This is a genomic window from Massilia frigida, assembly GCF_011682175.1.
GTDB classification, from domain to species: domain Bacteria; phylum Pseudomonadota; class Gammaproteobacteria; order Burkholderiales; family Burkholderiaceae_D; genus Telluria_A; species Telluria_A frigida.
Map to the genome: position 1 here is coordinate 99746 of NZ_WHJG01000013.1, position 14016 is coordinate 113761.

13 protein-coding genes are annotated in these 14016 nt (G+C 62.0%); 9 read left to right on the plus strand and 4 right to left on the minus strand.

Features of this window, described 5'->3' with window-relative positions; genetic code table 11:
* Window positions 1-33: 33 nt before the first annotated feature.
* The 9 genes from F2P44_RS14800 (at window position 34) to F2P44_RS14840 (ending at window position 9254) form a co-directional block, all read left to right on the plus strand.
* Complete coding sequence (locus F2P44_RS14800; RefSeq protein ID WP_167087636.1) at window positions 34-834, plus strand: AP2/ERF family transcription factor; 801 nt, start codon at window positions 34-36, stop codon at window positions 832-834.
* A 1497-nt stretch (window positions 835-2331) separates the two neighbouring features.
* Window positions 2332-3450 carry a PEP-CTERM sorting domain-containing protein gene (locus tag F2P44_RS14805; protein ID WP_167087638.1) on the plus strand — a complete coding sequence of 373 codons (1119 nt, stop codon included), beginning with the start codon at window positions 2332-2334 and terminating at the stop codon, window positions 3448-3450.
* A gap of 452 nt (window positions 3451-3902) precedes the next feature.
* Entirely contained in the window at window positions 3903-4361 is a 459-nt protein-coding gene (locus tag F2P44_RS14810; RefSeq protein WP_167087640.1) for a CsgE family curli-type amyloid fiber assembly protein, read from the plus strand.
* Between the two features lie 50 nt (window positions 4362-4411).
* Window positions 4412-4843: a curli assembly protein CsgF gene (locus F2P44_RS14815; protein WP_167087642.1), complete on the plus strand. Its 432-nt coding sequence runs from the start codon at window positions 4412-4414 to the stop codon at window positions 4841-4843.
* Entirely contained in the window at window positions 4840-5724 is an 885-nt protein-coding gene (locus F2P44_RS14820; protein ID WP_167087644.1) for a CsgG/HfaB family protein, read from the plus strand. Before F2P44_RS14815 ends, F2P44_RS14820 begins: the two co-directional genes overlap by 4 nt.
* Complete coding sequence (locus tag F2P44_RS14825; protein WP_167087646.1) at window positions 5721-6242, plus strand: curlin; 522 nt, start codon at window positions 5721-5723, stop codon at window positions 6240-6242. The genes F2P44_RS14820 and F2P44_RS14825 overlap by 4 nt, the downstream gene beginning before the upstream one ends.
* A gap of 38 nt (window positions 6243-6280) precedes the next feature.
* Entirely contained in the window at window positions 6281-7075 is a 795-nt protein-coding gene (locus F2P44_RS14830; RefSeq protein WP_167087648.1) for a hypothetical protein, read from the plus strand.
* Between the two features lie 91 nt (window positions 7076-7166).
* Window positions 7167-8129: a hypothetical protein gene (locus tag F2P44_RS14835; RefSeq protein ID WP_167087650.1), complete on the plus strand. Its 963-nt coding sequence runs from the start codon at window positions 7167-7169 to the stop codon at window positions 8127-8129.
* Window positions 8130-8213: 84 nt separating this feature from the next.
* On the plus strand, window positions 8214-9254 hold the full coding sequence (locus tag F2P44_RS14840; RefSeq protein WP_167087652.1) for an RNA methyltransferase: 1041 nt from the start codon (window positions 8214-8216) through the stop codon (window positions 9252-9254).
* Window positions 9255-9661: 407 nt separating this feature from the next.
* On the opposite strand, the gene F2P44_RS14845 is transcribed toward F2P44_RS14840, so the two are convergent.
* From F2P44_RS14845 to F2P44_RS14860, 4 genes are all read right to left on the minus strand, one after another.
* Complete coding sequence (locus F2P44_RS14845; RefSeq protein ID WP_167087654.1) at window positions 9662-10447, minus strand: substrate-binding periplasmic protein; 786 nt, start codon at window positions 10445-10447, stop codon at window positions 9662-9664.
* A gap of 319 nt (window positions 10448-10766) precedes the next feature.
* Window positions 10767-11912, minus strand: coding sequence for a glycosyltransferase family 4 protein (locus F2P44_RS14850; RefSeq protein ID WP_167087656.1), 1146 nt, complete (start codon window positions 11910-11912; stop codon window positions 10767-10769).
* Window positions 11913-11943: 31 nt separating this feature from the next.
* A complete protein-coding gene (locus F2P44_RS14855; protein ID WP_370662694.1) occupies window positions 11944-13077 on the minus strand; it encodes a glycosyltransferase family 4 protein in 1134 nt (377 codons plus the stop codon).
* A complete protein-coding gene (locus F2P44_RS14860) occupies window positions 13074-14009 on the minus strand; it encodes a GDP-mannose 4,6-dehydratase (protein WP_370662695.1) in 936 nt (311 codons plus the stop codon). The genes F2P44_RS14855 and F2P44_RS14860 overlap by 4 nt, the downstream gene beginning before the upstream one ends.
* Between the last annotated feature and the right edge of the window lie 7 nt (window positions 14010-14016).

The window sequence follows — 14016 nt, forward strand, 5'->3', positions numbered from 1 at the left end:
TTTTTGAATTAACTTTTCGCGACCAATAAACCGATGACTAAGCTATATGCAATCTCCCTGTATCGGCGCAAGAGAGCAGATGGGGAATGGGTGCAGCTCGGGTGGATCGTGATGATGCGGCGGCGAGGAAATCTTATACATCGCCGGCTGAGCGTTAAAGAATTCGGCAGCATGGACACTGCTTTGCAGGCTGCTATTGAATTTCGCGACCAGATCAATCGAGAGTGCGTTCCGCTAACCAAACGTGAGCTTTGCGCCACGATTCGCGGCACCAATACAAGTGGGGTCCCGGGCGTCTTCCGCGCGCGCGACGGTGTCCAGGAATACTGGAAGGCAGGCCTGCTGACAGCTAACGGTACTAAACGCACGAGGCAATTTTCTATCAAAAAATATGGCGAGGATGTTGCCTTCGATCTCGCCATTCAAGCGCGTTCGCAATTACTCGACATGGTCAGCGGTTTCCATGTTCATCACCCGGACATTAAGAACGAAACACGTGCGTTGCCGGCAACGCAATGTCAAGTAACGCGCCAGCCATGCAGGCTGGCGCCGGATGAAAATCCGTATGCACGGGAGAGGGAGTGCGACGTACCCGGTGTCGGGATTACAAATGTGAAGACAACTACGGCCAATGGGACGACCTACATAACAAGATACTGGACTTCCATGGTTCGAGATAAAGCAGGGTTACCCAAGCGTAGATATTTTTCTGTAGCAAAACACGGCGAAGATGAGGCAAAGCGCTTGGCTGTCGAACATCAACTTCGTGCCGCCCGGACAACGGACAATCGGGGGGCGACTCCTGAGGCAACGGTGGGGGCGGTTGTAGCCTAACGGCAACTGGTAAGGTCATATCGTGACGGTGATCCGCCCCTTCGCCCATCCTTGATCTCGACCTCCGATCCCCACAGTTGCTGCCGGACGGTATCTCCTTCCTGATCTTCACGCAAAACGGTGGCAAAGGTGATCTCGCCCAGCCGCGCTGCGATGGTCTGACGCACGCACAGACGACCCCAGCAACCTTCAAGCGATCCTAGTCGAAGAACGTGTGTCTCTGGCCGTCAACCGTCCTGAAGTGCAGATCAAGGGCGTGTTCGTCGCATGACGTGGCAGCACGGCGTAACTCATGAGTGGCCCGAAGTTCAAACGATGAGACCTGTAGGACTTCATCCTTAAGTCTGATGCAGGAGGGGACCCAGTCTAGTCAGTTGGTTTTTTTATTGCCGCCAAAGTAGCGAGCGAAAGGGGCGCATTTGAAATGCAACCCGACCAAGTGAAGTCCGAGTCCACGCCGGGCTCGGGGGGCATTCAAAGTGACCCAGGAAGCGCTATGCAGGACCGCACTCTCCCTCGACGTGCACAACCGCGAATTGGGAATATTTTTCTGGGACGGTCCCGCCGCCAGAATCAGACCCAGAGTGGGGGCATCGAAACTCCGCACGTCCATCCAGAACAGGACCGCGCCCTAGCCATTTTTTCACACGGTCAAGATAGAAAAACGGTTTTTCAGAACGCCACAAACACCCGCTGGTCGACGTGGGAAGTCTCGCCGAAATTGGCGATACCCCGGCCAAGGGAGGGGGCAAACTATGGCAGTTACCGCCCGACAGGACCGCGCTCTCCCTTCAATTTAACGCTAACCCACAAAACGCCAGGCCCGCGAATCGGCGTGCTCGATCGCCCGGCCGGCAAGCAGCAGCTTTACGCGCGCGCCTGCGTGCGCGAGGGGCGGTACCCGAAAGTGTGGAGTCATCCCGGACCTAGACCGCATCCCCTCCCACGCATAGAATTTTTCCCCCGGTAGATTTTAATCAAATCAGCAATGCGCAAATCGACCATGAGGACGCTTTCCATTTTGACGGTACTTTTGACGGTATTTACTCAATATTTACACAATTTTCCTAGCAGAATTCGATTCCGGCTCCCGCACCAATGAATTCAAGCGCTTAGGCGCATCAAGACCCTCCGGCCTTTGCCTCGCATTGGCCTTGCATGAAACATCCCCCATTTTTCATCCGCCTGACACTGCTGGCCTGTCTGCCAGATCGCGCATGGCGTTTCCCGGCCCACCATCGGCTCCGCTTGCCGCGCACGTACTGCCAGCGCGCCATCCCTCCGTCCGTTCACCGGACATTAAAAAACAATATGAATCAAGCCGCACGTTTAACAGTAAATTAATCATTTCTATTTGCAAAGATTATTTACCTGTCGGAATTTTTTACACATGATGGGCAATATATTTATCCTACTGAACAAAAACAAGGAGTTATGAAACTGGCACGTTCTATGCTCATCCTTATGCTAAGAACAATCACATGAGGGATGCCCAAAATGAACTCGATCACACGTCGTTGCGCCGCACTTGCGTTGCTGGGAATGGCCGGCATCGCTTCCAACGCGGCCTTGGCAGGACCGCTGCCAAGCTACTCCAGCACCTACCCCACGCCCAATTCGGCCTGCGCAACGTACGGCAATTTCGTTTCGTGTTCGACGGGCGTACTGAACTATCTGTCCGGAAGCAGCGTCACCGGATTCACGGGCGATTACACCTTCAGCGCGGCGCAGGGCGCCCTGCACGATTCGATTGTGGTTGCCTCGAACGGCGGTGCCATCCTCGCCAACGGCGACGCCGCGCTACCGTCGGAAAATGGATTCAAAACCAACAATGGCGGCCAGAAGGACTATTTCTTCACCGGCGACCAGAACGACCCCAGCAATAACGGCGCACTGGCCAACGACACGGCGTTCAGCTGGGACATGGGCCTCGCTACACTGAACAGCAAGCTGACCTTCGACGGCGACTACCACCAGATGATGATCGCCTTCGACTTCAATAATCCGCAGAATTCAACGGCCAGCCTGCCGGTCTGGGCGCTGGTGACGATACGCGATAGCGAGGGCAATCTGGCCAACAAATATTTTGAAACCCAACAGCTCGACCTGTTCGACATCTTCAAGGACCCGTCGCTGTTTCAGTCGACAAAAACCTTCAACGGCACTGGCGTCACGACACCCAATTCGACCGACTTTGCAATGACGGTCGGCGCCATCTGCGTGGTCAGCAGCACCACGTCCTATCCCTCGCCCGATGGCAGCAACTGCCCCTCTGGCGGCCAGCTGATCAACACCAACCAGGCGTCGAACGCCGTGGAATTCATCAACTACATCCCCAGCCTCGATTTGAAAGGACTCCAGGGCGCAGGCTACGACACCATGTCGGTGCAGGTCTGGATGGGCTGCTTCGGCACCGGCGGCAAAACCTCTGGCCCGACATTAGCCAATGGCATACCGGTCGGTCCGTGCGATACGGGCGGCTATGGCGACATTTTCCTTATCGCGGGCGCGGCCATACCGGACCGGAATGACGTGCCGGAACCGGGGACGCTCGCACTGGTCTCGCTGTCGCTGTTCGGCCTGTATGCCGCGCGCCGGCGCCGCCAGGCACCCTGATGCGCCCTACGACGCACGCCCTGGTGCGCACAGTCGACCCGCACCGTGGCGCTCGCCTTGGCGCTTGCTTTGGCGCTGCCCTGTCGCGCACACCCGGTGCGCGACATGACAACGGCCTTATCGCACACCGCATCCGCACGTGACCGGCACCCGGTCCGGGCGGACGAATCCGCTGCCCGACCCACCCCGCGTCCTTTGCGTCCCCTCCTCTGTGCCGTGCCATCGCGCTGACCTGACCAGGCAGCGCGATTTCTTTTGGAACAGCGCTTGTTCCGTTCAAATTTCCACTCACCAGCATTGATTTTTAGCAAATCGAAGCGCTTGACATCCCGGCCTTGAATTTTTGACAGCCATCAAAGCCGGCAAGGTCTCCCTCGATAAACTCAAATCTCATCTGCTCGCCTGCCGCCGCATTTCAGGCCACAACACAATAACAACAACTGCGAGGCCCTATGTCCAGGAACACCGCACTACTCGCCGTTTGCGCGCTGTCGCTCGGCTGCATGTTCACCGCGGCAGCCCGGCAAGCGCCGCCGCAAGACGCGCAGGACAAGCTCGATAACGCCGGTCGCGTGCTCGCGTCCGATACCGACAGCGGCGTCGTCACCAGCCAGGCCGTCACCGTTGCCGGCCACGATTTTTGCCAATACTTCATTGCCGCTTGGCGCGAGAAAGAAGGCAGCGAACGCTACACCCTTGCCATCCTGGAACGCCCGTCCGCGCGCCGCGGCAGTGAAGTGCGCATCGACTTCGCCCAGCGCCGCGTGTTTGAAACGCGGCTGCCGGCCGCCAGGGCGGCGATCAAGGCGCTCAGCGAAGACGCCGCCGAAAGAACCTACCAGGCGGTCGTGCAAGCTGATGCCGAGCGCCAAAGCATCAACGACGCCGACCTCGCGCCCGACGAATTCTGATCCTGTCCAATGCTGTCTCTGTCAACGCCGTACAAGTAAGGAAATCAGCCATGCCACTCCATTCCATCACGCGCGCTGTCGCGCTATGCCTGGTCGTACTGGCGAACGCCGCCACCGCGACTGAACTGGTGTATTTGCCCATCAACCCGTCATTCGGCGGCTACCCGGCCAACGGTGCCGGCCTGCTGGCCACCGCCACAGCCACCAGCAAGCACACGGAGAACAAGGGCCTCGGTGGCACTTCCTTGTTCGACCAGTCGCCGCTCGCACAGTTCAATCAAACGCTCGAACGTTCTGTGCTAAGTCAACTCGCCTCCGCCGCCACCTCCAAACTGCAAGGGCCGGATGGCAAGCTGGTGCCCGGGACGTTTTCCAGCGCCAACTTCACCATCACCGTGGTCGACCTGGGCGGCGGCATGCTGCGCATCACGACCACCGACCGCAGCACCGGCGCCACCACCACCTTCGAGGTGGCGCAATGAACGCCCTGCGCTGGGCGCTCGCCGCCACGGCCGGGGCCAGCCTGCTGACCGGCTGCGCCTTCCGCCATCCACCCTCGGCGCTCACGAGCGCTGCGCAGCTGGCGCCCGCCACGCCCGTCACGCGCGACCTGCTCAAGCTGCCGGCCCCGAAAGGCAAGGTGGCCGTCGCCGTGTACGGCATCCGCGACCAGACCGGGCAATACAAGCCGGCCCCGGACAGCTCGTTTTCGACCGTGGTCACCCAGGGCGCCTCGTCGATGCTGGTCAAGGCGCTCAAGGAGTCGGGCTGGTTCATCCCGGTCGAGCGTGAAAACCTGCAAAACCTGCTTACCGAACGCAAGATCGTGCGCGCGCTGGAAATGCCGCAACCGGCCGGTACGCCGCCGGTGCAAATTCCACCGTTGCTGGCCGCCTCGGTGCTGATCGAGGGCGGCATTGTTGCCTACGAAAGCAATGTGCGCACCGGCGGCGCGGGCGCGCGCTTCCTGGGCATCGGCATGAGCACGCAATACCGGGTCGACCAGGTCACGGTCAACCTGCGCAGCATCGATATACGCGGCGGGCAAGTACTGCAGAGCGTCTCGACCACCAAGACGATCTACTCCTATGAGATCCATCCCAGCGTGTTTAAGTTCGTGAATGTGAAAAATTTACTTGAACTGGAAGGCGGCATGACGCGCAACGAGCCGACCCAGCTGTGCGTCAGCGAAGCGATCGAAGCCGGTGTGGCCCACCTGATCGTGGCGGGACTCAAGGAGGGCAGCTGGGCGCTGGAGGATGAGGGCCAGTGGAGCAATCCGGTGCTGCAACGTTACCTGGCCGAACGCGAGCCACTGCCGCCAGCGAAACCGGCCGCCAGCGGGTCAGGAGGTGTGCCATGAACGCGCGTCCGACCTCATGGCTGCGCACCAGCCTCGCTGTCATGGGCTTGTGCGCGGCCCGGTTGGCGGCAGCAGGCGACCTGGCGCCGTCCGAACTGGACGCCGCGCCGGTACAGGCTCATGCGCTGGTGCTGCGCCAGCAAGGCAGCGGCAACGCCGCCGCCATCGAGCAGGCCGGACAGCAGCACCTGTTCGAGGGTGTCCAGGCAGGCAGCGGCCAGCGCGCCAGCATCACGCAGCGCGGATCGCGCCAGCGGGCCACGCTGTTGCAGGAAGGCAGCGCCAACACGCTGAGCCTGCTGCAAAGCGGTAGCGGCAACCAGGCAGCCGTGGGACAGGCCGGGCAGGATAATCAGGCCAGCATTGTCCAGGATGGCATGGACCACCGCGCCGATATCGACCAGCGCGGCAACCTGAATACAGCGCGCATCGAACAATACGGCCGCGAGGGAAGCGCACGGCTAAGCCAGTCCGGCAGCGGCAAGATTGCCACCTTGATTCAACACCAGGGGCGCTGACTCATTCCCGCCCCCCTTTACTGCCCCGGAGAATTCTCATGAAAACCATGTTCCCGCTACTCGCGGCAGGCATCGCCTTGTCCGTCTCGGCCAATGTCGCCCGCGCTGACAGCAGTGCTGTCGCCACCCAGCACGGCAATGCCAATCTGGGCAGCATCCTGCAGGTATCGAGCGGCCTCGGCCGCGCCAGTATCAATCAGACCGGCAATGCGAATCATGGCCAGATCGCGCAGAACCAGATCTATTACGTCGACGCGCTGGTCGAGCAGGACGGTACGAACAACTACGCCAGGCTGCGCCAAAACGATGTGGGCAATCTGGATGCCAGCGCGCGCCAGAGCGGTAGCGCCAACCGGATCGAGGTGCTCCAGCACGACGCCGGCATGGGCGGCGCCCGCATTACGCAAATTGGCGGACTCAATACGGCAACGGCCGATCAGAACCACATCGCATTTACCCAACTCGGTATCGAGCAGTTCGGCATCGGCAACCGCGCAACGGCGAAACAGTTCGTGACCGACCAGACTGTCATGGAGATCACGCAAAACGGCGCGGGTAATGTCGCCGACGGCGCCCAGTCCGGCAGCCGAAACCTGAGCACGGTCGTCCAGAGCGGCATCGACAATGTCGTGGTGCAGACGCAAAACCTGGTGGGCAATGAATCCCTGATCATGCAGACCGGCAGCGACAACAAGGCCATCGTGAACCAGACCGGCATGACCGGCTTGGGCCTGGCGTCGAATACCGCCTGGGTAAGCCAGAACGGCGACGGCTTCGTGGCGCAGCTCACGCAAACCGGGGCGATGAACCGTGCCGGCGTCAATCAGCAATAGCGGCGCATGGCCGCTGTGCGCCAATAGAATTCAGCTACCGGGGTCGCTGAATCTGATCCGACCTGACCCCGTCCACGTATGGAGGCATTTCATGAAACTTCATTTATCCGCCCTGGCAAGCGCACTGACGCTGGCGTTCGCCGCCACCTCGGCCCAGGCCCAACTCGAATCCATCACGGCGCAAAAAGGCGTTGGCAACAGCGCCTATACAGTGCAGCAAACCGCGTCAGGGGTGATCAAGGCGACGATTACGCAGATCGGGGATAACAACAAGGCGGGCGATCCCGTTGCGAAAACCGGCGGCATTGTCCAGATCGGGGCGAACACCGATATCAACGCCTCGATCGCGCAGCAGGGCAACCAGAACAACGCCGGTATCCGCCAGGAAAAGGCCGTCCGTGCCAGCGCGACCGTGGCGCAAACAGGCAATCAGAATATCGCCGCGGTCCGCCAGAACGGCGCCTGGCAGTCCGATGCCACGCTGTCCCAAAGCGGCCAGAAAAACAGCGCCACGCTCGATCAGCAGGGCGTTGTCGATTTCGAGATCATCGCCAAGCAGTTCGGAACGGATAACAAGCTGGCCGTCAACCAGATCAATTCCGGCCACCAGGGCGCCTATGTCACGCAGAACGGCGTCGCCAACGGCGTGACGGTGGCCCAGACCCAAACCGACTTCGCCGAAGTGACAATCAATCAGGTCGGCACCGGCAATAACGTCAAGGCGGTCCAAAAGAACGCCCAGTTCGTCCAGTCGACGGTTGCCCAGAATGGCACCGGCAACAATGCGCTCACCGACCAGGCTGGCATCCGGAATAAGAGCGCCATTAATCAGAAAGGCAATAACAACCTGACCACCCTGACGCAGAACGCCAATGCGAACGAATCGCTGGTGACGCAAAACGGCATCGCCAACAAGGCTACCGTGAGCCAGACCGGCACCGGCAATGCCGGTGCGCTGGCCAATGTCTCGTATATCACGCAAACCGGCAATGGCTATACCGCGACCCTGACCCAGAACGGCGGCAATAACCATTCCGGCATCGTTCAATATTAAAAAGATGGCCATGATGGCGCGGGCAACTGCGCCGTTTTCGCCGGTTCATGCGCTCCGCATCGCGTTATGCAATAAAATAGCGCGATGCAACTATCAACCATCCGCCAGCGCCTGCGCGCCTTGGGCGCCCTGCCCTTGCACGAACAGCGCGTGCTGCGCGACTGGGTCCAGGGCCGCCCCTACGATCAGGGACGGCGCCGTCCCAACGACTTCCTGCCCCTTGGCGTGCGCACCGCCCTGCCCGCGCTCGACGCCGAGCTGCACGCGATGGCACGGCTGATTTCCTCGCATCCCGCTGAAGATGGCTCGGCCCGCTTGCTGGTCGGGCTGGCCGATGGCCAGGCGGTCGAAAGCGTGCTGCTGCCGCGCGACGGGCTGTGCGTGTCCAGCCAGGTCGGCTGTGCGGTCGGCTGCCAGTTTTGCATGACCGGACGCGAGGGACTGATCCGCCAGGTCAGCAGCGGCGAAATCATCGCCCAGGTGGTGCTGGCGCGCACCCAGCGGCCGGTGAAAAAAGTGGTGTTCATGGGTATGGGCGAGCCGGCCCACAATCTCGACAATGTGCTCGACGCTATCGAACTGCTGGGGACGGAAGGCAATATCGGGCACAAGAACCTGGTGTTTTCGACGGTTGGCGACCCGCGTGTGTTTGAACGTTTGGCGCAGGGCGTGGTCAAACCTGCATTGGCACTGTCGCTGCACACGACCAAGCCCGCACTGCGCGAGCAATTGCTGCCGCGCGCGCCGCGCATCACGCCCGAGCAACTGGTCGAGGCGGGGGAGCAGTACGCCCGGCTGACGGGCTATCCGGTGCAGTATCAGTGGACCCTGCTTGAAGGCATCAATGATGGGGAGGACGAAATCGACGGCATCGTACGCCTGTTAAAGGGCAAGTATGCCGTGCTGAACATGATTCCATACAACACCATTCCGGATCTGGCGTTCAAGCGGCCCAGCTGGGAGAGCGCGCGTGCCATTGCCGCCACCTTGCATCAGCGCGGAGTGCTGACCAAGCTGCGCGATTCGGCGGGGCAAGATGTCGATGGCGGCTGCGGGCAACTGCGCGCACGCGCCGCTGTGCCGGCACGCAAGACGATTGCGATCGGTCGCGCCGACGCATCCTGACGGTTCGGTTCCGGTGGGAACATGGCGGGGCCGAACCGCCAGGATGGGACAGCCTGTGCGGACGCTATCTGCGCCGTTCCCGCCACTGCGTGCGGGTGTAGATGCGTGTCTCAGCCGTTGCCTTGCCTGAACCGCTGCCTGGTCTGAGCCGGGGCGTCCTTGCGCCGCTCTGCCTGTGCCGTCGCTCTGCCTGTGCCGTCGCTCTGCCTGTGCCGTCGCTCTGCCTGTGCCGTCGCTCTGCCTGTGCCATCGCTCTGCCTGTGCCGTCGCTCTGCCTGTGCCGTCGCTCTGCCTGTGCCGTCGCTCTGCCTGTGCCGCCGCTCGCCTGCGCCGCCGCTCGCCTGCGCCTATGCATCTGGGCCGTTGCACTCCATCCCCTTGCCGTCGCGCCCCGGCCGGCCCGTCGTTTAGCGCGCCGGAATGCCTTGCCCGGCCTCCGCTTCGGTCGGCTTGCGCTGCACCCAGTTGTCGTACTTGCGCTCAAGCCGGCGTGAGGTGCCGTCGCGGTCCATCGCGTCGAGCGCGGCATTCATCTTGCCAATCACGGCGTCGGGAATGGCGGGGTTGCAGGCGAGATAGACCTTGATCCGGTTGAACACCAGCACGGGGACAATCTTCCCCGCCCAGCCGTTTTGCTCCATGACGCTGCTGCCAGGACGCAAACCGGCGGCCCACAGGTCGATCCTATTCATCAGCAATTTTTGCGGATTGAGCATGTCGTTCGGCGCCGGATCGACCTGGAAACCGCGCGAGCGCAGATAGTCGTCGCGCGCGTCGCCGTTGTAGGTGCCGATGCGCAGCCCGCGCGCGTCTTCCAGCGTGGTGAGCTGATAAGCGCGGTCGGCCCGCCCCAGCAGCACCCACTCGCCCTCGTCGGTCGGCCCCACCCATTTGAACAGTTGCTCGCGTTCGGGCGTGCGCGTGGTCGCGTAGACGCAGCCGTTGGGCCGCTGCACGGCCGCGGTATAGGCGCGCTTCCAGGGAAGCAGGTCGATCGAATAACTGATCGATGCGCGCGCCATGATTTCGCGGACCTTGTCGGTGGAATAGCCGATCACGCGCTCCCCGTCCAGCATGCTGGCCGGCGGCGAATATTCGGTCGTGATGTACAGCCGGGGAGCAGCCTGCGGCGCGGCGGCCTGGACATCCGCCCCGGCCAGCAATCCCGCAACAAGTAATAACTGCTTCACCATACCCGGCCCTTGCGATTCCCTCGTCAAAGCATACCAGTTCCCGCGTTGAGGCGGCAATCGTGCTGCTGAGTACGAATCAGCCAGGGGAAATTTAATCCGGGAATGCAAAAAAGGGGGCGGAGGAGCACGTTGAGCAAGTCATTTTGGCCCTGGCATTCAACACCGCCATGCCTGCCAGTGGCAGGAATGACGGTGTTGAAGTGTATGGTCAAAAACGCTTCACTTAGCGGCATTAGCCACTGACAGGCATGACGGTGTCACGTCCGGGGCCAATAAGGCCAATCAATCTCTGCGCAGCGGGCAAGGCCGCCGCGACGACTTACGCCTGGACTTGCGCCAGCGCCACGGTGGCGTGACGCGCCACCAACTCGTGATACAGCGCGGTATAGCTCTTGGCCATCTGCTCGGCGGTAAACAATTCCCAGTAGCGCGCTTCGGCGCGCTTGCCCATGGCTTGCGCCAGTTCCGGGTTATCCCACAGCGTGCGCATGGCGTCGCCAAATGCTTGCGGATCGCTCGGCGGCACCACCAGACCAGTTTCAGCATCGATGTTGATGTAGGTCGTGCCGGTGCCGATCTCGCTCGAAATCATCGGCTTGCCGTACATCGCCCCTTCCAGCAGCGAAATACCGAACGCCTCCGAACGCAAATGCGAGGGGAACACCAGCGCGTAGCACAGGGTCAGCAAGGCCACCTTGTCGGCCTCGTCGAGCGCGCCGACGAACAGCACGTGGGTCAGGCCGAGCCGTTCGGCGTGCGCCTTGAGTTCGGTCTCGATCGGACCGGCGCCGACGATCACCACCGGATAATCGGTATTGGCGACCGCATCGAGCAGGATATGCAAGCCCTTGTAGTAGCGCAGCACGCCGACGAACAGGAAGAAGCGCTCGCCGATCTGGGCACGCCATTTGTCCATGCGCGCCTGGTCCGGTTCCGGATAAATGGTCTTGTCCAGGCCGTAGGTGATGACGCGCGTCTTGTCGCGATAACGGTCCAGCACGGCCGACGAGGCCATGTAGTTGGGCGAGGTGGCGACGATGGTGTCGACACTTTGCAGGAAACGGTGCTTGAGCGGCTGGTACAGGCGCAGCAACTGCTTCTGGCGCACGATGTCGGAGTGGTAGGTCACCAGGCTCGGCTTCTTGATGCGCGAAATAAAGTGCGCCAGGTCCATGAAGGGCCACGGGAAGTGATAGTGCACCACGTCCGCTTCCTCGGCCATGCGCGCCAGTTCGCCAAAGGCGGCCAGTGAAAACCCGGTCGAGGAAATCTCGAAGTCAAGCGGCAGCAGGCGCACCTTGTGGCCTTCGAAGTCGACGTCGCGCTTTTCCTTCTGGCGCGTGAGCGTCAGTACCTCATTGCGTACGCCCAGGCGACCCGTGCCGACGCACATCTGCCGGATGACCTGCTCGACGCCGCCCACCGATTCCGGGAAATAGGTTTTATAGAAATGTAGGACACGCATAGTTTCGCAAATGGCTCAGTACGACGTCAGATTATTGGGAAAGGACAGCACGATACACGGCGGCGGTTTGCAGCGCGGTGTCGTGCCAGGTCAACTGGGCTGCGCGAGCGCGGCCCGCCGCAATGCAACGCGAGCGCAGCGCATCGTCGCGCGCCAGCGCTTGCATCGCCGCGGCGATGTCGCCAGTGTTGCCCGGATCGACGTCAAGCGCCGCGCCCCGGGTTACTTCCGGCAAGGAACTGCTATTCGAGGCCACCACCGGCACCCCCGATGCAAACGCCTCGACGACGGGGATACCGAAACCTTCATACAAAGACGGAAACACAAACACGCCCGCGCCCGCATACACATGGCGCAGGCTATCGGCGCCGGTCAGCTGGTTCAGCCACACGACCTGCTCGCCGTCCTGCCGCGCCGCGGTGATGCGCGCGATCAACTCTTCGCAGCGCCAGCCGGCGCCGCCGACAATCACCAGCTGGCGCTCGGCCCGCAGCGCATCCGGCAAACTCAGGTAGGCGCTGAGCAGGCGCTCGACGTTCTTGCGCGGCTGCAAAGTACCGACAAACAAAAAATAGCCAGCCCGCAGGCCGCTCTGGAGCAAGGTCGCCGCCACGGCGGACGCATCGGGCGCCTGCAGCCACGCCGCGTCGACGCCGTTGGGCACCACGCTGATCCTGTTTTCATCGACCCCGAAGCATTCGACCAGTTCACCGATCGCAAAGTTCGACACCGCGATCACATGCTGGGCCTTGCGCGCGGCTTTTTGCTGCATCCAGTTCTTGGCGCGCCGCATGCCGGGGCTGCACCACTGCGGATACTTGATCGGCAGCGCATCGTGCAGGGTCGCCACCACCGGGCAATCCATGCGCACGATGCGGTAATCGGTCGCGTGAAAAATATCGGCCGGCATGTGCACCCGGTTCGCGCGCGGCGTGAGCAAATCGGTAAGGCTGGCCGCCTCGAACGATTGCGGCATGGCCTGGCCCACGCTGATCGCCGTGGCGTCGCCGCGCGGGCGCGGATACGAATACGCGGCCACCTCGCAGCCGGCCTGCGGCAAGTGCTGCAGCAGCGCCTGGGTGTACACCCCGATCCCGTCCAGCCGTCCACCGGTCAGGCCCGGTTCGATCATGGTCGTACCCAGGCCGACGCGCACGCGGCTCACGCCTGGTACATCCAGCGCAGCGTGTCGGCGAGCGGAATCGGGGACATGGCCCCGATCGCGCTGCGCAGTTTTTCATTGTTGCCCATCAAGACCAAGACATCCTTGGCGCGCACGAAAGCCGGATTGACCCTGACCTCGATCTGGTAGCCGGCAATCGACTCCATCAGCGCGATGACCTCGCCCAGCGAATGCGCCTGGCCGGAGCAGATATTGAAGGTCTGGCCGGCGACGTTGGCCACCAGCAGGCGGCGGTAGCTGTCGGCCACCATGCGCACGTCGGAAAAATCGCGCGCGATGGCTTGGTTGCCCAGTTCGATCACCGGGGCCGCCTTGCGGAAATGCGCAACGATCTTCGGCAACAGGAAATTCTCATCCTGGCCCACACCGGTATAGTTGAATGGCCGCACGATGATAATCGGCAGCTTGTCACTCCACAACTGCGCCATGTGTTCCATGGCCAGCTTGCTGACGGCGTAATCGTTGGCCGGCGCGCTCGCCAGGGATTCATCGATCTGGCCGACGCTGGCGTTGCCGTAGACATTGGCGGACGATGCCAGCAGCACCGCCGACGGCTGCTGGCGCTGGGCCGCGAGCGCTTCGAGCAGGTTGCGGGTGCCGACGATGTTGACGCGGTAAATCAGTTCGGCGTTGGCATGCGCCACGAAGGCGATCCCGGCCAGGTGCACCACGACGTCCGGCTGCACCTGTTCGACCATGGCGGCCACGGCGGCACGGTCAAGCAGGTCGACCGCGAACACATCGGCGTCAAGCGGATGGTCGCCATGGCCCGGCACCACGGTGCCGAACACGCGATAGCCGCAAGCAGCCAGTTCGCGCGCCACGTAGCGCCCCGTGAAGCCGTGCAGGCCGGTGATCAGGGCACGCTTGCCCTGCCCTTCGGCGCCGGGCGCGGGAGACGTTTCCGTGACCATGGCCGTC